Genomic DNA, 22,248 nt, shown 5'->3' with positions numbered 1-22,248 from the left:
GATGGGGGCCGCGACAACCACCAAGCGCCGACGACCACGTGCGGTGCCCTGGGTGCTGCTCGGCATCTGGGTCGCCGTCATGGCGCTCGCGGGACCGTTCGCCGGGAAGCTCGGAGACGTCCAGCACGACCGGGCCGTGGACTACCTGCCGTCGAGCGCCGACTCCACCCAGGTCGCCAAGATCCAGGAGCGGCTGCCCGGCGGCGAGACCACCGAGCTGGTGCTCGTCTACCACCGCGACGGCGGCCTGGAGCCCGCCGACCGTGCGCTCGCGGACCGCCAGGCCGCGCGGATCGACCGGGAGCTGGACCTCGTCGCGACGCCCACGGGGGTGGCGTCGAAGGACGGGACGACCCTGATGTACCCGGTCGCGAGCACCGCGCCCGGCACGGACGAGGAGAAGCGGGACGCCTTCGTCAACGACGTACGGGACGTCGTCAAGGGCGGCGGGGGCCTCAGCGTCGACGTCGGCGGGTCCGGCGCGCTCGCCACCGACGCCGGCGAGGTCTACCAGTCGCTCGACGGACCGCTGCTCTACACGACCGTCGCCGTGGTCGCGGTGCTGCTCGTCCTCATCTACCGCAGCCCGTTCCTGTGGCTCGTGCCGCTCGTCGTCGCGGGCGTCGCCAACGTCCTCTCCATGGGCGTCGCCTACGGCCTCAACCAGGCCTTCGGCACCAGCGTCAGCGGCCAGAGCTCCGGCATCATGACGATCCTCGTCTTCGGCGCGGGCACCGACTACGCCCTGCTCATCGTCTCCCGCTACCGCGAGGAACTGCGCCGCGTCGAGCGGCCGTACGACGCCATGGTCACCGCGCTGCGCGGCTGCGGCCCCGCCGTGCTCGCCTCCTCCGGCACCGTCGCCGTCGGCCTGCTCTGTCTGCTCGCCGCCGACCTCAACTCCAGCCGGGGCATGGGCCCGCTGGGCGCGGTGGGCGTGCTGTGCGCGCTCGTGGCGATGCTGACGCTGCTGCCCGCGCTGCTCGTGGTGCTCGGGCGGCGGGTGTTCTGGCCGCTGGTGCCCGCCTTCGGCAGCGAACCCAGGAAGCGCCGCTCGCTGTTCGCCTCCATGGGCTCCTCCGCCGGGCGCAGGCCGCTGGTCGTCCTCGCCTCCGGGGCCGTGCTGCTCGGCGCGCTCGCCCTCGGCGCGTTCAACCTGCCCGGCAACCTCAAGCAGGAGGACTCCTTCACCAGCAAGCCCGACTCCATCGCCGCCATGGAGACCCTCGCCGCCGCCTATCCGGAACGCGGCACCCAGCCCATCAACGTCATCGTGCCGACCGCCGAGGCCGACGAACTCCTCGGCCGGGCCCGCTCCGTGGCCGGAGTCGACAGCGTCGCCCGCGGCCGCACCGCCGAGAAGTGGACCGAGCTGTCCGTGGTCGCCAAGGCCCCGCCGCAGACGGCCGCCGAGACCGCCACCATCGAGGCCCTGCGCGACGAGCTCGACCCGCGAGGGGCGTACGTGGGCGGGCCGAGCGCCGAACAGCTCGACCTGAAGGACACCAATGCCCGCGACCGCCTGGTCGTCGTGCCGATCGTCCTCGCCGCCGTGCTCCTCATCCTGGTCGCGCTGTTGCGCAGCCTGGTCGCCCCGCTCCTGCTGCTCCTCGCCGTCGTCGCGGTGTGGGGCGCCTCGCTCGGCATCGCGGGCCTCGTCTTCGAACCGCTCTTCGGCTTCGAGGGCACCGACCCGGGGCTCGGCCTGCTCTCCTTCGTCTTCCTCGTCGCCCTCGGCGTCGACTACGGCATCTTCCTCATGCACCGCATGCGCGAGGAGTGCCTCGCGGGAGCGGAGACCGGCGCCGCCGCGCTCACCGCGCTGCGCACCACCGGTGGCGTGATCGCCTCCGCGGGTCTGGTGCTCGCCGCGACGTTCTCGGTGCTCGTCAACATGCCGCTCGTCCAACTCGTCGAGCTGGGCTTCGTCATCGCCGTCGGCGTGCTCCTCGACACCTTCCTGGTCCGTACGTACCTGGTGACGTCCGCGAGCCTCGCGCTCGGCCGGAAGGTGTGGTGGCCGGGGCCGCTGTCGCGGCGGCCCGCCGCTCCCGCCCCGCCGGAGCGGGAGGAGCCCGCACTGACCGCGGTCCGCTGACCCCGACGCACACACCGCGGCGCCCCTCCCTGCCGGAGGGGCGCCGCCTTCCTGGATGATGGGGCCGCGCCATGGACACCGACACACTCGACCCGTGTCCGCGGGAAGGGGGACCCGACGACGTGCCGTACCCGCCGCCCGCCACCCGCCCCTGGTGGCCGTTCTCCGGAGCGGCGCCGGGCTCGCGCCGCGCCCTGCGGGAGGACGCGCTGTTCGCGGTGGTCCTCGCCGCCTGCGCCGCGCTGCTCGCCGTCGTGCTCAAGGACGGCCGGGAGCCGGACGCGCTCGGCTGGGCCCTCCTGCTGTGCGGCCACGTCCCGATCGTCTGGCGCCGCCGCAGGCCGATGGCGGTGCTCCTGGCCACCATGGCCTTCGTCGGCCCGTACCACGCCCTCGACTACGACCACGCCGCCGCGACCCACGTGGGCATGGTCGCCCTCTACACCGTCGCCGTCTCCGGCCGCCCCCGCCGCACCCTCCTGACCGGCGTGCACATCATCGCGATCATCCTCGTCGTCAACACGGGCGTCGGCGGCGACCCGGTCACGGAGGTCGTGCGCATCACCGGCTGGATCGTCGCCGTGCTGGTCTTCGGTACGTACGTCCGCGTGCACCGGCAGTACTTCGCCTCGGTCGTCGAGCGCGCCGAGCGGGCCGAGCGCACCCGCGAGGAGGAGGCGCGGCGCCGCGTCGCCGAGGAGCGGCTGCGGGTCGCCCGCGATCTGCACGACCTGCTCGCGCACAGCATCACGCTCGTCGGCGTCCAGACCTCGGTGGCCGCGCACGTGCTCTCCGCCGACCCCGAGCGCCTGGACCGGGCGGCCATCGCTGGTGCCCTCGACGACATCGCCGACACCTGCCGCGCCGCGCGCGGCGAACTCCGGGCCACCCTCGAAGTGCTGCGCTCCGGGCCCGAGTCGGGCCCGGGGGCCGACGAGTACCGCGGCCCGCTGCCCGGCATCGACGGCATCGGCGACCTCGCGGGGGCGGCCCGCACGGCCGGGGCCGAGGTCGAGCTCGCGATGGCGGAGGTGGCCTCGGTGCCGCCCGTGGTCGGGGCCGCGGCCTACCGCATCGTGCAGGAGGCCCTGACCAACGCCGTGCGGCACGGCGGCCCCGGCCTCGCGGTGCGCGTGGCGATAGCGGAGCGCGCGGGCGCCCTGTGCCTGTCCGTGACCGACGACGGCACGGGGCCCGCCGCACCCCCCGCCGCGCGGGCCGCGCCCGGGTTCGGCATCATCGGCATGCGGGAGCGGGCACGCAGCGTCGGCGGGACGCTGGAGGCCGGGCCGCGCGACGGACGGGGGTTCGAAGTGGTGGCGGAACTGCCGCTGGGGGCACGGGAGTCGGCACGGGCCGAGGAGGTGGCGCGGTGAAGATCCGCGTGCTCCTCGCCGACGACCAGGCCCTGGTGCGGGCCGCGTTCGCGATGCTCGTGGAGTCCGCGCCCGACATGGAGGTGGTGGCCCAGGCGGGCACCGGGCGCGAGGCGGTGGAGCTGGCCCGCGCCCGGCGCGCCGACCTCGTGGTCATGGACGTGCGCATGCCCGACCTCGACGGGATCGAGGCGACGCGCCTCATCGCCGCCGACGAGGACCTCGCCGGGGTGAAGGTCCTCATGCTCACCACGTACGACACCGACGAGCACGTCGTCGAGGCGCTGCGGGCCGGGGCGTCCGGCTTCCTCGTCAAGGACACCAGGCCTGCGGAGCTCCTGGACGCGATCCGCACGGTGGCGGCGGGCGACTCCCTGCTGTCCCCCGGCCCGACGGCCCGCCTCATCGCCCGCGTCCTGCGCCAGCCCCAGGCCCCCGGCGCCGCGGACGACACCCCCCGCTCCCTGGCCGCCCTCTCCGACCGCGAACGCCAGGTGCTCACCCTGGTCGCCCGCGGCCTGAACAACACGGAGGTGGCGGAGGCCCTGGGCCTCAGCCCCCTCACGGCCAAGACCCACGTCAGCCGCATCATGGGCAAGCTGACCGTCCGCGACCGCGCCCAGCTGGTCATCACCGCGTACGAGGCGGGCCTGGTCAGACCGGGCGGGTGAGGGCGGCTCCCGCCGTCGCTACAACAGCCCCGCCGCCGCCAGGTGTTTGCCCACGCGCTCCACGTCCTCCGGGGAGAGGGGGATCTGGGGAACGGCCGTGGTGGGGTGGTCGATGACGCCGCGCAGATGCAGGGCGGCCTTGAAGGCGCCCAGGCTGGAGGAGCTGCGGCCCATCCGGGCGGGGGAGCCCGTCTCGGTCATGCGGAACAGGGCGCAGAGGCGTTCCTGCTCGGCGCGGGCGCCGTCGAGGTCTCCGGCGCGGGCCGCGCGGTAGAGGCGGACGTAGCCGTCGGGGTCGACGTTGCCGAGGCCGGGGACCACGCCGTGCGCGCCCATCGCGAGGGCCGAGTCGACCGTCAGCTCCGAGCCGGTGAGGACGCTGAAGGCCGGGGGCGCGCCGAGGAGCACGCGGCGCAGGCCGCCGTCGTCGCCGCTGGAGTCCTTGAGCCCGGCCAGGGTGCCCTCGGCGGCGAGGTCGAGGACGAGGTCGGCGTCGAGCTTGGTGTGCACCGAGACGGGCAGGTCGTACGCGAAGACGGGCAGGCCGCCGCGCTCGGCGACGAGCCGGTAGTGGCGGGCGATCTCGGCGGGGTGGGTGCGGGTGTAGAAGGGCGCGGTCACGACGGTGCCGTCGGCTCCGGCGGCGGCAGCGGTCCGTACGTGGTCGAGGACGCGCAGCGTCGTCATGTCGATGGCCCCGGCGAGGACGGGGAGCTGGCCGCCGACGTGGTGGACGACCGTGGACACGACGGTCGCGCGGTGGGCGTCCGGCAGGTACGCCGCCTCCGACGAGGAGCCGAGGACGAACAGCGCGTCCACGCCCGCGCCGACCAGGTGGTCGACGAGGCGCTCCAGCGAGGCGACGTCCACCTCGTTGTCCGGCGTCAGGGGGGTGCAGACGGGCGGGACGACACCGGTCAACAGGGTGGGGAGTGCGGTCATGGAGCCTCCTTGGACGTGGCCGTGGCGGCGGCCGTCGCGGTGGATGCCGGCTGCGAAGCCTGTGCCGACTGGCTGACGAGGTCGCGCGTGGTCTCGCCCGCCGGTACGGGGTGGTGGCACCGGAAGCGGTGCGCGGGCCCCTCCTCCGTAGTGTCCGGCATGGCCGCCGCGCACGCGTCGTCCGCCTTCCAGCAGCGTGTCCGGAAGGGGCACCCGCTGGGCGGCCGGGTGGCCGAGGGGACGGGGCCGACGAGCGGGATGGGGTCGATGGGGTCCAGGAGGCCGGGCGTGGCGGAGAACAGGGCGCGGGTGTAGGGGTGCCGGGCCTGGTCGAGGATGTCGGCGGCGGGCGCCTCCTCGACGATCCGGCCCAGATACATGGTGATCACCCGGTCGCTCATCCTGCGCACGGTCTGGATGTCGTGCGAGACGAACACCAGGGCCAGGCCGAGGCGTTCCTTCAGATCGAGGAGGAGGTTGAGGATCTGGGCGCGGACCGAGACGTCCAGGGCGCTGGTGGGCTCGTCGGCCACCACGAGTTCGGGTTCCAGGGCCAGCGCCCTGGCGATCGCGACGCGCTGGCGCTGGCCGCCGGAGAGCTGGCCGGGCAGCCCGTCCGCGAGCGCCGGGGGCAGGCCGACGAGGCTCATCAACTCCCGTACGCGCTCCTCACGCCTGGCGGGTTTGCCGCGCCGGTGGACGTCGAGCGGGTCGCGCAGGATCTGGCGGACGGGAAGCCGCCGGTTCAGGGCGGTCGAGGGGTCCTGGAAGATCATGGCGGTGTCGCTGCCGATGGTGGTGCGCCGCTCCGGGGGCTTCATCCGCCACAGGTCGCGGCCGCGGTACTCGACGGTGCCCGAGGTGGGGCGCTGGATGCCCACGAGTACCTTGGCCAGGGTCGACTTGCCGCAGCCGGACTCGCCGACGACGCCGACGGTTTCGCCGGGGGCGATGGTCAGGTCGGCGCCGGTGAGCGCGTACACCTTGTCGCGGGAGAGGACGCCGCCGGTGCGGGCCTTGTGCACGACGTGCGCGGCGCGCAGCGCGATGAGCTCTGGCGGCGGCGCCTCAGCGGGCGTCATGCGCGGCCTCCTTCCCGTGGCCGGGCCGTCCGGGCGGGCTGGTCTCCGTCGGGATCTGCGGGCCGCCAGTGGCTGGTCGCGCAGTTCCCCGCGCCCCTTGGGGGCGCTGCTGCTCAGCTGCGGTCATGGATCGCCTCGCCTTCTCGGGGGTCCTGCGCGCGGGGCGGGGCCGCCGCCGCGGGCTCGTGGGGGGCCAGGGCCGGGTGGTGGCAGGCCGTCCGGTGTGCGGGCTCGCCCAGGAGTTGCGGCGCTGTCGTGCGGCACAGCTCGTTCGCGAGCGGGCAGCGGTCCGCGAAGCGGCACCCGGCGGGGAAGTCGGCGGGGGAGGGCACGACGCCCTTGATCTGGGTGAGGCGCTGGGCGGCGGACTCCAGGGAGAGCACGGAGCCGAGCAGGCCGCGCGTGTAGTGGTGGGTGGGGTACTCCACGAGCTCGGCGGTGACCCCGGTCTCGACGATCTGGCCGCCGTACATCACCGCGACGCGGTCGGTGACGTCCGCGACGAGCGCCAGGTCGTGGGAGACCAGGATCAGAGCGAAGCCGAGCTCCGCCCGCAGCCGCAGGAGGAGCTGGATGACCTGCGCCTGGACGGTGACGTCCAGGGCGGTGGTGGGCTCGTCCGCGACGATCAGCTTCGGGTCGCGGGACAGGGCCATCGCGATGAGCACGCGCTGGCGCTGGCCGCCGGACAGCTCGTGCGGATAGCTGCGCAGGGTGCGGTCCGGGTCGAGGCCCACCAGGGAGAGCAGTTCGGCGGGGGAGCGGTGGCCGCCGCGCCGGACGACCTGCTTGAGCTGGGCGCGTACGGTCATCGCGGGGTTGAGGGACGACAGGGCGTCCTGGTAGATCATCGCCATGTCGTGGCCGAGCAGTCGGCGCCGGGCCCGCATGGGCAGGCCGATGAGCTCCTGCCCGGCGAAGGTGACGTGGCCGCGGACGCGGGCGCCCTTGGGCTGGAGCCCCATGACGGTCAGGGCGGTGAGGGACTTGCCGCAGCCGGACTCGCCGACCAGGCCGAGGACTTCGCCGGGCCGCACCTGGAAGCTGATGCCGTCGACGATGTCGACGCCGCCGTGCCGGGCGTCGAAGCCGATGGCCAGGTCCCGCACGTTCAGGACGGGCGTGCCCTCGGGCAGCGGCCGGGCGCGGGCGCGCAGGCGCGCTGCGGCGTCGGCGAGGCCCGGCAGTTCGAGGACCTCGCCGCTGCCGGGCTCGGGCGCCTCCACCTTGTCCTTGGCGTCGGCCGGGTCGACCTCGCGGCCCGAGGGCGCGGCCCAGGCGTCGGACACGCCTTCGGACAGGACGTTCAGGGACAGGACGGTCAGGAGCATCAGGAGGCCGGGGAACACGGTGGCCCACCAGCCGCCGATGAGCACCATGTTCTTGCCATCGGCGATGACGCTGCCCCAGGACGGGTCGGGGGGCCGGACGCCCGCGCCGATGAAGGACAGCGAGGCCTCGAAGACGATGGCCTCGGCGACCTGCACGGTGCAGAAGACGAGGACGGGCGCGGCGCAGTTGATGGCGACGTGCTTGATGAGGATGTGCGGGGTGCGGGCGCCCACGACGCGTTCGGCGGTGACGTAGTCCTCGCTGTACTGGTCGAGGACGTTGGCGCGCACGACACGGGCGATGGGCGGGGTGAACAGGAACGCGATCGCGCAGATGAGAACGGTGATGCCGCCGCCGAACACGGCGACGAGGACGGCGGCGAGCGCGATGCCGGGGAACGCCATGACGATGTCGAGGACCCGCATGAGCGACTCGTCCACGGCCTTGCGCGAGGTCGCGGCGACCGCGCCGACGACCGCGCCGACGGTGAGGGCAAGCAGGGTCGCGCCGAGCCCGATGGCGAGCGACCAGCGGGCGCCGTACATGAGCCGGCTGAGGATGTCCCGGCCGAGGCTGTCCTGGCCCATCCAGTGGTCGGCGGAGGGGTGCCCGGTGCCGTCCACCAGGGACTGCTGGTCGAGCGGGTCGTGCGGGGCGAGCAGCGGCGCGAACAGGGCGACGAGGACGACGACGGCGAGCACGCCGACCGCGATCCGCGACAGGACGGGCAGCTTGCGCAGCGAGCGCAGGCGGAGCCCCGGCCGGGCGAGCCGGTCGGTCAGCGCCTTGCGCGAGGCGAACGGCATCAGGAGGTTCCCCTCAGGCGCGGGTTGACCAGGAGGTAGAGGATGTCGATGACGAGGTTCACCACGACGAAGCCGACGGCGGTGGTGATGACGACGCCCTGCACGACGGCGGGGTCGCCGTTCTTCACCGCGTCGATCATCAGCTTGCCCATGCCCGGCAGGGAGAAGATCGTCTCGATGACGACGGCGCCGCCGAGCAGATAGCCGACGCGCAGGCCGAGCACGGTGAGCGGGTTGATGAGGGCGTTGCGCAGGACGTTGCGGCCGACGACCACGACGGGCGGCAGGCCGCTGCCCACGGCGGTGCGGACGTAGTCCTTGTCGAGCTCCTCGACGACGGCGGTGCGGATGATGCGGGTCATCTGCGCGGCCACCGGCAGGGACAGGGCGAGCGCGGGCAGCGTCATCGTCCTGAGCCAGCCGGTGAAGGAGTCGTTGGGGTTGATGTAGCCGCCGGTCGGGAACCAGCCCAGGTCCACGGCCAGGTACTGGATCATGAGCAGGGCCAGCCAGAAGCCGGGCGCGGCGACGCCGGTCAGGGAGACGACGCGGACGATCTGGTCGGGCAGCCGGTCGCGGTAGATCGCGGCGGTCACGCCGAGCAGCAGCGAGACGACGACGGCGATGCCGAGCCCGAGGAAGGTGAGCTGCATCGTCAGGGGCAGGGCCGTGGTGACCTGGTCGACGACCGCGGAGCGGGTCAGGACGCTGATGCCCATGTCGCCGTGGAGCAGGTCGCCGACGAAGTCGGCGTAGCGCACGGGCAGCGGGTCGAGCAGGCCGTTCTCCTCGCGGAACTGATGCAGTTGCTCGGGGGTCGGGTTGGCGCCCTGGAAGAACGCGGAGGCCGGGTCGACGTCCGAGAAGCGCATGACGAGGAAGACGAACAGGACGATGCCGAGCAGCAGCGGGACGAGCAGGGCGAGGCGGCGGAGCAGGATGCGCAGGATCGCGGTCACGTGGTACGGCTCCTCATTCCGGAGGGGTGCGGCTCCTCGGGGCGCGGGGCGTGCCCGTCAGACCCACCGGGCCTGGAGGAGGTTGACGCCGGGGTAGGGCTGGGGCCTTATGCCGCTGAGCCGCTTGGCGTTCCACGCCGTCATCAGCTCGTTGTGGACGACGGGGTAGAGCACGGCCTCCTCGGCGACGAGGTCGATGTAGTCCTGGACCATCGACTTCTTGCGGGTGGCGTCGGACTCGCGGGTCGCCTTGTCCATGAGCCGGAACAACTCCTTGGCGCGGGCGTTGCCCGCCCAGCGGGCGTAGCCCATCCAGATGTTCTCGGGGCCGTAGTTGTAGTGCATGATCAGGTCGGCCTCGATGCCGAACTGGTTGGGGTTCGAGGCGGCCGCGACGACCTGGAAGTCCTTCTTCTGGTCCAGCTTGGTGAAGACGGCCGTGGTCTCCTGCGGGTCCAGCGTGGTCTTGACGCCGATCGCGTCCCAGGAGGCCTTGATGGTGGGCAGGCAGTCGCTGATCCAGCTGACGTTGACGGCCATCAGGTTGATCTTCAGGCCCGAGACCCCGGCCTCCTTGAGCAGGGCCTCGGCCTTCTTGGGGTTATAGCCGTACACGGTCCTGGCCGGGCGGTAGCTGGGGTTGCCCTCGTTCAGGAAGGACGTGGCGGCCTTGCCGTGGCCCTTCAGGGCGACGTCGATCATCTTCGCGCGGTCGATGGCGTAGTGCAGGGCCTGGCGCACCCGCACGTCGTCGAAGGGCTTGTGGGCGGTGTTGAACATCAGGAAGAGGTTGTTCATCCCTGCGCCGCCCTCGACGGTCATGCCGCCGCCCTTGAGCTGCTCGATGTTGGCGTACGGGATGTTGTCGGCGAGCTGTGCGTCCGCGCTGCCGCCCGAGATCTTGGCGACGCGCGGGGCGGCCTCCACGATCGTCAGCCAGTTCATCTTCTTGAAGGCGGCCTTGCGGGGCCCGTTGTAGTCGTCGTACGCCTCGAAGGTCGTGTTGGACTTCGGGTGGTGCGAGACCTGCCGGTACGGGCCCGAGCCGATCGCCTTGCCCTTGGTGGCGTCGTCCCAGGCGCCCGGCGCGGAGTACACGTGCTTGGGCATGATCTTGGCGAGGGTGAGCCGCGCCGCGCCGTCGGGGAAGGGGAACTTGAGTACGAGCTCGACGTTGCGCGCGTCGACCTTGCGGACCTCCTTGAGCCAGCCCGCGAAGAAGCCCTTGGCCAGGGTCTGGGTGCCGGGGTCCAGGATGCGGTCGAAGACGAACACCACGTCGTCGGCGGTGACCGGCTTCCCGTCGTGCCACTTGGCGCCGGCCCGCAGTTCGAACTTCCAGGTCGTGGCCTTGAGGTCGCTCGGCACCGCGGTGGCGAGCTGCGGGTAGGGCTCACGGCTGATCGGGTCGGTGCCGAGCAGCGCCTCGTAGATGTGTTCGTTGCCCGCCATGGCGAACGCGGACGCCGTCTGCGTGGGGTCCCAACTGCCGTCGTTGCCGTAGCCGATGACGGCGGTGAGGGTCCCGCCCCCGCCGCCCCCGGTGTCGTTGGTGGACTCGGGCCCGCCGCACGCCACGAGGCCGCCGCCGAGGCCCGCGGCCGCGCCCAGGGCGCCGGTGTACCGCAGGAAGGACCGCCGACCGGGTCCGTCGCCGTCACGTGTCACGGGGATGGGGTCGCTCACGAGTGCCTCCCTGAAGGAGTGGGGAGAGGGTGCTCCCCACGTACCGGTGCGGATCGGGTGGGGGGACGGTGGGGAGATGCGCGGTGCGGACGCGGGCCCGGGCGGGCCCCGCGGGAGTACGCTGCGGCTCAAAGGTCCGACGTCCTACGTCGTGCTGGCGCAGCGACCATAGGAGCGGGCCAGGGCCTGGTCAAGGTGTCGGACGGGGGTGTTTCGGGACGTGGGCGAGGAGAGCGGGCGGCTCCGGTGGTGGCGCGGACCGCTGGGATCCGTGGGCTTCGGCGGGGACTACAACCCCGAGCAGTGGGGCCCGGACGTGCACGCCGAGGACGTCGGGCTGATGCGGGAGGCGGGGGTCGGCCTCGTCACGCTGGGGATCTTCGCATGGGCGCGGACCGAGCCGACGCCCGGCGGCCACGACTTCACCTGGCTGGACGACCACATGGACCGGCTCGCCGCCGCGGGCGTGCGGGTGTGCCTGGCGACGATGACGGCGTCACCGCCGCCGTGGCTGGCCCGGCTGCACCCCGCGACGCTGCCCGTCCTGGAGGACGGCACCCGGCTCTACCCGGGCTCGCGCCAGCACTGGTGCCCGTCGAGCCCCGTCTTCCGGCGGTACGCGGTGCGCCTGGTGGAGCGCCTCGCCGCGCGGTACGCGGACCACCCCGCGCTCGCCCTGTGGCACATCGGCAACGAGTACGGCTGCCACGTCTCGCGGCACTGCCACTGCGAGGTGTCCGCGGCCGCCTTCCGCACCTGGCTGCGCGCCCGCTACGAGACCCTGGACGCCCTCAACGACGCCTGGTCCACGGACTTCTGGTCGCAGCACTACGCCGCCTGGGACGAGATCCACACCCCGCGCGCCGCGCCGTCCTTCCGCAACCCCGCCCAGCTCGCCGACTACTGGCGCTTCTCATCCGATGAATTGCTCGACTGCTACCGGGCGGAGAAGGCCGTGCTCGCCCGACTGACCCCGGGCGTGCCCGTCACCACCAACTTCGTTCCCGTCGCCAGGACCCTGGACCTCTTCCGCTGGGCGCCGCACCTCGACGTCGTCTCCTACGACTCCTATCCGGACCCGCACGACCCGGACGCCGCCCGGCGCGCGGCCTTCTCGTACGACCTGATGCGCGGCCTGAAGGGCGGGCGCCCCTGGCTGCTGCTCGAACAGGCGCCGTCGGCGGTCAACTGGCGGCCCCACAACGGCCGCAAGCCGCCCGGCAGGATGCGCCTGGACAGCTGGCAGGCGGTGGCGCACGGCGCCGACGCGGTCCTGTTCTTCCAGTGGCGCCAGTCGCGCGGCGGCGCCGAGAAGTTCCACTCGGCGATGGTGCCGCACGCGGGCCCCGACACGCGGATCTTCCGCGAGGTGAGCGCGCTCGGCGCGGAGCTTGCCGGGCGGCCCGAGCTGCTCGGCGCGGTGCCCGAGCGGGCCGACGCGGCGCTCCTGTTCGACTGGGGCGCCTGGTGGGCCCTGGACACGGGCGCCCACCCGAGCGAGGTGGACTACCTGGAGGGCGCGCTCGCGTACCACCGGCCTCTCTACGACGCGTCTGTAGCGTGCGACGTGGTGCCGGTCGACGGGGACCTGACGGGCTATCGGCTGCTGCTCGTGCCGCATCTGTACTCCGTGTCGCGGTCGGTGGCCGCGCGCCTGGTGGCGTACGTGGAGGGCGGCGGCACGCTCGTGATGTCGTACTTCTCCGGGATCACCGACGAGCACGACCGGGTGTATCTGGGCGGCTATCCGGGGCCGTTCCGGGAGGTACTCGGCCTGACGGTGGAGGAGTTCGCGCCGCGCGCGGACGGCGGCTGGGGGGAGGTGCTCCGCCTTGAGGGCGCCGGGGCCGTGCCGGGCTTCGGCACGGACGGGCCCGCCGTGACCCGGCACGCGTACGGGCGGGGCACCGCCTGGTACGTGGCCTGCGACCCCGGCCCGGAGGCGTTGCGCGCCCTGCTCGACCGGGTGCGCGCGGAGTGCGGGGTGCGCCCGGTGGCGGCAGGCCTTGACGAGGGCGTGCAGGTGCGGGCCCGGGTCACGGCGGCGGGGGAGCGGCTGCGGGTGCGGCTCGACTACCGCGACGGGGCGGTGGCCGTCGAGCGGGACGACGCGTAGGCGTCCCGGTACATCCGCGCGAAGCTCCGGGGCGATGCGCCCGTGACGCGCTCGACGGTGTCGGTGACCCGGTCCTCGATGCCCCGGCTTATGCCGTCGTCGAGCGCGGCCAGGATCCGCGCGAACGCGGCGGGCATGCCGTGCTCGGTCAGCCGCGCCGCGAGCGCGTCGGGCGGCACGGCCCGGTGGCGCACGGCGCGGCCGGTGACGCGGCTGACGACCGCCGCCACGTCGGCGTACGACAGCGCCTCGGGGCCGGTGACGACGAGGTCGGGCCCCGGTGGGAGGGGGTCGGTGAGGGCGCGGGCGGCCACGGCGGCGATGTCGTCGGCGTCGACGAAGCCGACGCGTCCGGTGCCGGTCGCGGTGGTGAGCACGCCGTCGCCCCGGATGCTCTCGGCGTGCAGATGGTCCCCGGTGAAGTTCTGCATGAACCACGACGGGCGGAGCACGGACCACTCCGCGAACGGTCCTTCGTCGGCGAGGAGTTGGTGCACCCGCCCGACGCCGGGGCCGCCCGCCTCGATGGCCGAGGAGCTCAGCAGCGCCACGCGCGTCACGCCCTCCGCGCGGGCCTGCTCCAGGAAGGGCCCCATGACGGCGGCCGGGTCGGGCTCGGCGACGGGCGGGACCAGATAGGCGCGGTCGGCGCCGCGCAGGGCCTCGGCGTGCGTGTCCGGGTCGTACCAGTCGAACCTGACGGCGTCGCGGCCCGCCCCGCCCCGGCGGCTCGCGGCGCGCACGGTGTGGCCGAGGGCGGCGAGCCGGGCGGCGACGCGGCTGCCGGTGGTGCCGGTCGCGCCCGTGACGAGGACGGTCAGCGGCTCGGCCGTCTTCAGTGGCTCAGTCATTCACGGCCGCCGTCAGGGACGCGGGGACGGCGAGCGGGTTCCAGTAGTCGCGGTAGCGCACGATCAGGCCGTCCCGGACCGTGACGACGGCGACGTAGGTCATCTCGAAGGGGCCGCCGGTGGCGGTCACGCGGCCTTCGGCGCGCATCTCCGCGACGATCGTGCCCGGGTCGCCCGTCTCGTGGACCTCCACGTACGGGAACGCGTCGTACGCGATGTGGTCGCTGAGGCCGCGCAGATAGGGGCCGAGGGCGGCGCGGCCGTCGAGCCGCCGGGGGTAGCCGTCGGGCGCGAAGGGGAACTCGGCGACGGCGTCCTCGGCGAAGAGGGCGATCCAGCCCTCCATGTCACCGCGGATCAGGAGGTCGAGGCCGTGCCGGAACAGCTCGGCGGGGCGAGCGTCGGAGGGTGGGGTGGTGGGCATGGGGGAGTACCGTCCCTTACGATTCGGACTGCTGGTCCGCTTCGACGATACGGACTGGCAGTCCGCTTTGTAAAGGTGAGCTGATGCCCAAGAGCCCTGAGAGCCCCGAGAGCTCCGGAAATCCCGGGAATCCGGAGAGCTCCGAGACGCCCGTGCGCAAGGCCCGCGCCGACGCGGCCCGCAACCGCGAGGCCGTCCTCGCCGCCGCCGACGCCCTCTTCGCCCGCGGCGAGAGCCCGCGCGGCGTGTCCATGGACCAGGTCGCGGCGGCGGCCGGGGTCGGCAAGGGCACGCTGTTCCGGCGGTTCGGGGACCGGGACGGGCTGATCCGCGCCGTCTTCGACGCGCGCAGCGGGGCGATGCGCGCGGCGGTGGAGTCGGGGCCCGCGCCGCTCGGCCCGGACACCCCCGCGCGCGAGCGCGTCCCCGCGCTCCTGGACGCGCTCCTCGGCTTCAAGCTCGACAACCGCCCCCTCGCGCTGGCCCTGGAGGAGCCCGGCGGCACCAGCCCCTACCGGTCGGCGCACTACGCCTGGTGGCACGGCGTCCTGCGGGACGCCCTCGCGGCGGCGGGAGGCGTGCCCGACCCGGGGTTCGCGGCGCACGCGCTGCTCGCGGCCGTGCGGGCGGACCTCGTGGAACACCTGGCGGCGGTGGAGGGCGTGACGGCACCGCAGCTGCGGGAGCGGCTCGCCGCGTACGTGGCGAACGTGCTCGGTTGAGGGCGTCCCCGGGCCGCGGGCATCCGGTGTGCACGCGGTGGAGAAGCGGGGCCGGAAGGCGCGGGAATTCCCTTCCGCCCGCTGTCTCGTCGACCAGACATCCCGCCCGGGTGTTCCAGAAATACGGACGACTTCCATCCCCTTGAGCCGGGCCGATGGCGTGCGTCAGCAATGCGCTGCGGTCTTTTCCTCGTACGAGAGATCGAGTTAAGGTCCGGCAAAGAGACCGGCCGGATTCCGGCACTTCGCTGAGCCGAATTCCGCCCCGGTCGTGGCGCCGCACGCGCGGCGCTCCTGTTTCTCACCTTCGATGACAGCTGTACGCGGCTGTCGGCACGCGCGCCCCCCCGCCCGTGCCGGCCGTCGCCCAACGGCTGCCGGCGTGCGCGTCCCCCCGCCCGCGTCGGCCGCCGTGCTCCTTGCACGCGGAAGAGCCGTGCGCGCGGAAATGACCCGTGCGCGCCGGTTCGCTCCTTCCGCGTGCCCCGGTTCTGGGTCCGGGTTGACCTCACGTTCGGCCTATTCCGGAATCAGTAGGAGTTTCTTGTGACCCATCTTCAGGGGACGGGCGCCGGGGCCGCGCAGGCCTCCGGCGCCACCATCGCCGCGGTCTTCGAGGGGCGGGCGGCCGCATCCCCGGACGCCGTCGCCGTGGTCGGCGCCGACGGCGCGTCGATGACGTACGGCCGGCTCGACGAGCGGGCCGACCGACTGGCCCGCGTGCTGCGGGCGCGGGGGGTGGCCGAGGAGTCGCTGGTCGCGGTGGCGCTCGACCGTTCCGCGGAGTACCTGATGACGGTCCTCGCCGTGCTCAAGGCGGGGGGCGCCTATCTGCCGCTGGACCCCGGATACCCGGTGCGGCGGCTCGCGTTCATGCTGGCGGACGCGGCGCCCGTCGTCGTGGTGACCGACACGGCCACGGCCGCGAAGCTGCCGGACCACGACCGTCCGCGCCTGCTCCTCGACACCCCGGACACGGCCGCCGCACTGGCGTCCGCCCCGGCCGGGCCCCCGCCACGGGCCGGTCACGGGCCGGGCCGACTCGCCAACGTGATCTACACCTCCGGCTCCACCGGCACCCCCAAGGGCGTGGGCGTCACCCACCGGGGCGTCCTGACCATGGTCGCCGACCCCCGGGTGGCGGGCGGCCCGCACACCACCACGCTCCAGCAGGCCCCGCTGGCCTTCGACGCCTCCACCTACGAGATCTGGATGCCCCTGCTGCACGGCGGCACCGTCGTGGTGGCCCCGCCCGGCGTCCTGGACGGCGACGCCATGGCCACGCTCATCACCCGGCACGGCGTCACCGGGACCTTCGTGTCCGCGGGCCTGTTCCGCGTGGTGGCCGACGAGCAGCCGGACGCCTTCGCCGGGCTCGACGAGGTGTGGACCGGGGGCGACGTCGTGCCGCCCGAAGCGGTGCGCCGGGTGCTGCGCGCCTGCCCCGGCCTGACGGTCCACCACGCCTACGGGCCCACCGAGTCCACCGTCTACGCCACCTGCCGCCCCGTCACCTCGGCGGACGCCGTGAGCGAGCCCGTGCCGATCGGCTCGCCGCTGGAGGGGACGCGCGCGTACGTCCTCGACGCCGGGCTGCGGCCGGTGGCGCCGGGCGTCCCCGGCGAGCTGTACCTCGCGGGCGAGGGCCTGACCCGCGGCTATCTGGGCCGTGCGGCTCTGACCTCGGAGCGGTTCGTGGCCTGCCCCTTCGACGGGTCCGGTGAGCGCATGTACCGCACCGGCGACCTCGTGGCCTGGACGGACGAGGGCGAGCTGGAGTTCCGCGAGCGCGCCGACGCCCAGGTGAAGATCCGCGGCTTCCGCATCGAGCCCGGGGAGATCGAGGCCGCCCTGGAGACCCACCGCCAGGTGGCCCACGCGGTGGTCGTCCCGCGCGAACTGTCCGGCGGCCGGGGCAAGCACCTGGTGGCGTACACCGTCCGCGCGGGCGAGGAGACGTTCGAGGCCGGGCGCGGCGGCGGCACCGGCCACTTCTCCCTCGACTCCGGCGCCGGGCCCGGGGAGCTGCGGGCGTACCTCGCGCAGCGGCTGCCCTCGTACATGATCCCGGCCGCGTTCGTGGTGCTCGACGAGCTGCCCCTGACGGCCAGCGGCAAGGTGGACCGGGCGGGCCTGCCCGACCCCGAGTTCCACGGCGCGGAGTACCGGGCCCCGGGCGACGCCCGCGAGGAGTGCCTGGCCGCGCTCTTCGCCGAGGTCCTCGGCGTGGAACGGGTGGGCGTCGACGACGACTTCTTCGCCGTCGGCGGCGACAGCATCCAGTCCATCCAGGTCGCGACGCGCGCCCGGGGCCAGGGCCTCGCCGTCAGCGCCCGCGACCTCTTCGAGCACCGCACGGTCGCGGCCCTCGCCGAGGCCGTGACCACGGCCGACACCGCGGCGCTCGTCCTCGACGAATTGGACGGCGGCGGCGTCGGCTTCCTGCCGCACCTGCCCGTCACCCACTGGGTACGGGAGTGGGGTCCGGGCTTCGGCCGGTTCTCGCAGGCCATGGTCCTCGAACTGCCCGAGGGCATCGACCGCGCGGGTCTCGCGGCGACGCTCGGCGCGCTCTTCGACCGCCACGACCTGCTGCGCGCCCGCCTGACCGAGGAGGGTTCCGACGAAGGCCCCGGCCTGGTGGTCGCCCCCGTCGGCGCGGTGGACGCGGACGCCCTGATCCACCGCGTCCCCCACGACGGCCCCTGGGACGCGGCGGGGGAGGCCGGGCCCGCCGAGGCCTGGCGCGGCCTGCTCCTGGCCGAACTGGACGCGGCGGCCGGACGGTTGGACCCCGATGGCGGCGTGATGGCCCAGTTCGTGTGGTTCGACGCGGGCGCGGGCCGGGCCGGGCGGCTGCTCGCCGTGCTGCACCACGTCGTCGTGGACGGCGTCTCGTGGCGGATCCTGATGCCGGACCTGGCCAGGGCCTGGCAGGCGGTCGGCCGGGGCGAGACCCCCGACCTCGCCCCGGTGGGCACCTCGGTGCGCCGCTGGGCCCACGCCCTGGTGACGGAGGCCCGGCGCCCGGAGCGCGCCGCCGAGCTCGGCCTGTGGCGCTCCGTCGTGACCGGCCCCGACCCGGACCTGGGCACGCGCCGCCTCGACCCGGCGGTGGACACCGTCGCCACCCTGTCCAAGGTCCGCGTCCAGCTCCCGGCCCACGTCACCGAGACCCTCCTGACGACGCTGCCCGCCGCTTTCCGGGGCGGCGTCAACGACGGGCTCCTGACCGGCCTCGCGATGGCCGTGGCCCGCTGGCGCGCGGCGCGCGGCGTGGCCGAGCCGTCGTCGCTGATCCGTCTGGAAGGCCACGGGCGCGAGGAGGCGGCCGCTCCCGGCGCCGATCTGTCCCGCACCGTCGGCTGGTTCACCAGCTTCTTCCCGGTACGCCTGGACGTGTCGGGCGCCGATCTGGAGGAGGCCTTCGCGGGCGGCCCCGCCGCGGGGGCCCTCGTCAAGGCGGTCAAGGAGCAGCTCCTCGCCCTCCCCGACAAGGGCATCGGCTACGGCCTCCTCCGCTATCTCAACCCCGAGACGGCCGCGGTCCTGGCTCCGCACCCCGTGGGGCAGATCGGCTTCAACTACCTGGGCCGGTTCTCCGCGGACGCCGACATGCCCGCCGAGCTGCGCGGCCTCGGCTTCACCCAGGCGCCCGGCGTCGCCGAGCTCGCCGAGCTGGACGCCGGGCAGGACCCGGCGATGCGGGCCCCCGCCGAGCTGGACATCAACGCCCACGTGTCCGACACCGCCGAAGGCCCGTGCCTCGGCGCCCTGTTCACGGCGCCGGAGGGCGTCCTGTCCGAGGCCGACGTCCAAGAGCTCGCACAGCTGTGGTGCCGCGCGCTCGAAGGCCTGGCCCGGCACGCCGAGCGGCCCGGCGCGGGCGGCCCGACCCCGTCCGACATGCCCCTGGTGAAGGTGGACCAGGCCGACATCGACGGCTGGCGGGAGCGCTACCCCGGGCTCACCGACATCTGGCCCCTGTCGTCCCTCCAGAAGGGCCTGCTGTTCCACTCGACGATGGCGCGCGAGTCCGGGGCGGCCTTCGACGCCTATCTGTGCCAGTACACGCTGCACCTGTCGGGGCCGGTGGACGCCGAGCGGCTGCGCGGCGCCGCGCAGGCCCTCCTCGACCGCCACCCCGCGCTGCACACCGCGTTCGTGCCGGGCCCCAGCGGCGAACTCGTCCAGCTCCTCGTGGACGGCGTGGCCCTGCCCTGGACGACGCGGGACCTCGGCGCGCTCGACGAGGCGGCGCAGCGGGACGCCCTGGAGGAGTTCCTGGCGCACGACCTCACCGTCCTGTTCGACCCCGCCGCCCCGCCCATGCTGCGCATGGCCCTGCTCACGCTGGCCCCCGACCGGCACGAACTGGTCCTGACGGCCCACCACGTGCTGCTCGACGGCTGGTCCCTGCCGCTGCTCACACAGGACCTGCTGCGCCTTTACGCCGCCGACGGCGACGGGTCCGCGCTGCCGAGGGCCCGCGGCTACCGCGACTATCTGGCCTGGCTGGCCCGGCAGGACTCCGGGGATCCGGCCCGGGTGTGGCAGGAGGAGCTCGCGGGGGTCGAGGAGCCCACGCTGCTGTTCCCCGAGGCGGAGTCCGACGCCGACAGCACCGGCATCGGCCTGGCCGACGTGCCCCTCCCGGCGGCGCGGGCGCGGGAGCTGACCCGGCGCGCCACCGAGCTGGGCATCACCCTCAACACGCTGGTGCAGGGCGCCTGGGGCGTCCTCATCGGCTGTCTGACGGGCCGCCAGGACGTGGTGTTCGCGGCGCCCTCGTCGGGACGGCCGCCCGCCCTCGCGGGGGTGGAGTCGATCGTCGGGATGTTCCTCAACGCGCCGCCGGTGCGCGTGAAGTACTCGCCGGGCGACACCGTCGCGCAGGTCCTCAGGAACCTCCAGCGGCGGCAGGCGGCCCTCCTGGACCACCATCACCACAGCCTCGCCGACATCCAGCGCGGCACCGGGCTGCCGAAGCTGTTCGACACGGCCATGGGCTTCGAGTCCTTCCCGCTGGACCGCGTGGCCGTGGCCGAGGCGAGCGCGGCGGCCGGGTTCACCGTGACCGGGCTGCGCTCGTTCACCGCCAGCCACTATCCGGTGACGGTGTTCGTCTACCCGGACGGCCCGCACCTGCGGCTCGTCGTGCACTACCAGCGGCACGTCCTGGACCAGGCCGCTGCCGACAAGCTCGCCGCACGGTTCGCCTACGTCCTCGGCCGGTTCGCGGGGGACCCCCACGTCCGGGTGAGCGAGGTCGGGGCGCTCGGCGCCACGGAACGCGCGCGCGTGCTCCAGACGTTCAACGACACCGCTCGCGAGCTTCCCGAGGAGACCGTCACCGAGGCCTTCGCGCGGCACGTCGCCGCCACTCCGGACGCGACCGCGCTCACGGAGGCCGACGGCACCACCCTGACGTACCGGCAGCTCGACGGCCGGGCCAATCGTCTCGCCCGGCTGCTGCGCGAGCGCGGCGTGCGCCAGGACGCGGTCGTCGCCGTGGCCGTGCCCCGCTCCGCCGCGTACGTCGTCTCCGTCCTCGCGGCCCTCAAGGCGGGCGGCGCCTATCTGCCGCTCGACCCGGACTACCCTGCCGCGCGCCTGGAGTTCATGCTCCGCGACGCCGCGCCCGCCGCCCTGGTGACCGTCGGGCGGACGGCCGCCGCTCTGCCCGCGGCCGACTGCCCCCGCCTGGTCCTGGACGACCCCGGCACGGAGGCCGAGCTCGCGGCCGTCGGCGACGAGGCCCTGCCGCCGTCCTGGCACGGGCATCCGGACCGCCTCGCCTACGTGATGTACACCTCCGGCTCGACCGGCACGCCCAAGGGCGTCGGCGTCCCCCACCGGGCCGTGACCGCGCTCGCCGCGGACCGCGTCTACGAGGGCGGGGCGCACGAGCGGGTCCTGATGCACTCGGCGCAGGCCTTCGACGCCTCCACCTACGAACTGTGGGTGCCGCTGCTCAACGGCGGCGCCATCGTCGTCGCCCCGCCCGGACGCCTGGACGTCGCCACTCTCGCCCGGATCGCCGAGGAGCACCGGCCGACCGGCGCGCTCCTCGCGACGGGCCTGTTCCGGGTGGTCGCCGACGAGCAGCCCGAGGTCTTCGCGGGCTTCCGCGAGGTGTGGTCGGGCGGTGACGTGCTGCCCCCGGCCACGGCGGAGCGGGTCCTCGCGGCCTGCCCCGGCACCAGGGTGGTCAACCTGTACGGGCCCACCGAGGCCACCGTGGGCGTCTCCTCCCACCCCATGGCGGGCCCCGACGACATCGGCGCGGCGGTGCCCATCGGCCGCCCCCTGGACAACACCCGGCTCTACGTCCTCGACGGGGCGCTGCGGCCGGTGCCGCCCGGGACGCCCGGTGAGCTGTACATCGCGGGCGACCACCTGGCCCGGGGCTACCGGGGGCGGTTCGCGCTGACCGCCGAGCGGTTCCCCGCCGATCCGTTCGGCGCGGCCGGGGGGCGCATGTACCGCACCGGTGACGTGGTCGCCTGGACGCCCGACGGCCGCCTCGACTTCCGGGCCCGCGCCGACGCCCAGGTCAAGATCCGCGGCTTCCGCATCGAGCCGGGCGAGGTGCAGGCAGCCCTTGAGCAGCACCAGGACGTGGCCCAGGCGGTGGTCGTGCCCCGTGAGGACGCGACCGGGCACGGCAAGCACCTCGTGGCGTACGTCGTCCCCGAACAGGCCGACTCCACCGCCCCCCTGTCGGTGGAGGAGCTGCGCACCTTCGCCTCGGAGACCCTGCCCGAGCACATGGTCCCGGCCGTCGTCATGGTCCTCGACGCGCTGCCGCTGACCACCAACGGCAAGGTCGACAAGGGGGCGCTGCCCGCGCCCGAGGCCGCCGCGAGCACGTACGTCGCGCCGTCCACCGACCAGGAGCGGCAGCTCTGCGAGCTGGTCGGGCAGGTCCTTTCCGTCGAGCGGGTCGGCATGGACGACGACTTCTTCCGCCTCGGCGGGGACTCCGTGTACGCGACGCAGCTCGCGAGCCGGATCAGCAAGGCGATGGGGGTGCGGGTGCCGATCCGGGCGGTGTTCGAGGCCAACAGCATCGCGGACCTCGCGCGGACGGTGGCCTCGGCCCCGGTCGACTCCGCGCCTCGGCTGCGCCGCTTCAGCGAGGCCGCGACGTCGTAGCCTGCCGGTTCGCTGGGGCTGGCCG

13 protein-coding genes are annotated in these 22,248 nt (G+C 74.2%); 6 read left to right on the top strand and 7 right to left on the bottom strand.

Annotation, left to right across the window (positions count from 1 at the left end):
- Window position 1: 1 nt before the first annotated feature.
- The 3 genes from MQV74_RS15015 (at window position 2) to MQV74_RS15005 (ending at window position 4,145) form a co-directional block, all read left to right on the top strand.
- Complete coding sequence (locus tag MQV74_RS15015; protein WP_242717900.1) at window positions 2–2,098, top strand: MMPL family transporter; 2,097 nt, start codon at window positions 2–4, stop codon at window positions 2,096–2,098.
- A gap of 71 nt (window positions 2,099–2,169) precedes the next feature.
- Window positions 2,170–3,474 carry a sensor histidine kinase gene (locus tag MQV74_RS15010; protein WP_242717899.1) on the top strand — a complete coding sequence of 435 codons (1,305 nt, stop codon included), beginning with the start codon at window positions 2,170–2,172 and terminating at the stop codon, window positions 3,472–3,474.
- Window positions 3,471–4,145, top strand: coding sequence for a response regulator transcription factor (locus MQV74_RS15005; RefSeq protein ID WP_242717898.1), 675 nt, complete (start codon window positions 3,471–3,473; stop codon window positions 4,143–4,145). The genes MQV74_RS15010 and MQV74_RS15005 overlap by 4 nt, the downstream gene beginning before the upstream one ends.
- 18 nt (window positions 4,146–4,163) lie before the next feature.
- Here the strand turns inward: MQV74_RS15005 and MQV74_RS15000 are convergent, their stop codons facing one another.
- The 5 genes from MQV74_RS15000 to MQV74_RS14980 form a co-directional block, all read right to left on the bottom strand.
- Window positions 4,164–5,087, bottom strand: coding sequence for a dihydrodipicolinate synthase family protein (locus MQV74_RS15000; protein ID WP_242717897.1), 924 nt, complete (start codon window positions 5,085–5,087; stop codon window positions 4,164–4,166).
- Window positions 5,084–6,169 (bottom strand): oligopeptide/dipeptide ABC transporter ATP-binding protein, encoded by a 1,086-nt coding sequence (locus tag MQV74_RS14995; RefSeq protein WP_242717896.1) that lies wholly within the window; start codon window positions 6,167–6,169, stop codon window positions 5,084–5,086. The genes MQV74_RS15000 and MQV74_RS14995 overlap by 4 nt, the downstream gene beginning before the upstream one ends.
- A 113-nt stretch (window positions 6,170–6,282) precedes the next feature.
- Window positions 6,283–8,307 carry a dipeptide/oligopeptide/nickel ABC transporter permease/ATP-binding protein gene (locus MQV74_RS14990; RefSeq protein ID WP_242717895.1) on the bottom strand — a complete coding sequence of 675 codons (2,025 nt, stop codon included), beginning with the start codon at window positions 8,305–8,307 and terminating at the stop codon, window positions 6,283–6,285.
- Window positions 8,307–9,266 (bottom strand): ABC transporter permease, encoded by a 960-nt coding sequence (locus MQV74_RS14985; RefSeq protein WP_138959643.1) that lies wholly within the window; start codon window positions 9,264–9,266, stop codon window positions 8,307–8,309. Before MQV74_RS14985 ends, MQV74_RS14990 begins: the two co-directional genes overlap by 1 nt.
- A 57-nt stretch (window positions 9,267–9,323) precedes the next feature.
- Entirely contained in the window at window positions 9,324–10,952 is a 1,629-nt protein-coding gene (locus MQV74_RS14980; protein WP_242717894.1) for an ABC transporter substrate-binding protein, read from the bottom strand.
- 208 nt (window positions 10,953–11,160) lie between these two features.
- Here MQV74_RS14980 and MQV74_RS14975 point away from each other — a divergent pair, with 208 nt between their 5' ends.
- Entirely contained in the window at window positions 11,161–13,068 is a 1,908-nt protein-coding gene (locus tag MQV74_RS14975) for a beta-galactosidase (RefSeq protein WP_374120622.1), read from the top strand.
- Here the strand turns inward: MQV74_RS14975 and MQV74_RS14970 are convergent.
- Window positions 13,026–13,919 (bottom strand): NmrA family NAD(P)-binding protein, encoded by an 894-nt coding sequence (locus MQV74_RS14970; RefSeq protein ID WP_242717893.1) that lies wholly within the window; start codon window positions 13,917–13,919, stop codon window positions 13,026–13,028. The two genes, MQV74_RS14975 and MQV74_RS14970, sit on opposite strands and share 43 nt — an antisense overlap.
- A complete protein-coding gene (locus MQV74_RS14965) occupies window positions 13,912–14,343 on the bottom strand; it encodes a nuclear transport factor 2 family protein (protein WP_242717892.1) in 432 nt (143 codons plus the stop codon). The genes MQV74_RS14970 and MQV74_RS14965 overlap by 8 nt, the downstream gene beginning before the upstream one ends.
- A gap of 83 nt (window positions 14,344–14,426) precedes the next feature.
- Here MQV74_RS14965 and MQV74_RS14960 point away from each other — a divergent pair, with 83 nt between their 5' ends.
- Both MQV74_RS14960 and MQV74_RS14955 read left to right on the top strand, forming a co-directional pair.
- Window positions 14,427–15,065 carry a TetR/AcrR family transcriptional regulator gene (locus MQV74_RS14960; RefSeq protein WP_242717891.1) on the top strand — a complete coding sequence of 213 codons (639 nt, stop codon included), beginning with the start codon at window positions 14,427–14,429 and terminating at the stop codon, window positions 15,063–15,065.
- Between the two features lie 546 nt (window positions 15,066–15,611).
- Window positions 15,612–22,223: a non-ribosomal peptide synthetase gene (locus tag MQV74_RS14955; RefSeq protein ID WP_242717889.1), complete on the top strand. Its 6,612-nt coding sequence runs from the start codon at window positions 15,612–15,614 to the stop codon at window positions 22,221–22,223.
- Window positions 22,224–22,248: the final 25 nt, after the last annotated feature.

The sequence above is a fragment of the Streptomyces sp. AN091965 genome (assembly GCF_022698285.1).
Classification (GTDB): Bacteria; Actinomycetota; Actinomycetes; order Streptomycetales; family Streptomycetaceae; genus Streptomyces.
The sequence above is the reverse complement of the archived record's forward strand: the minus strand, read 5'-3'. Positions and strand labels throughout refer to the sequence as shown.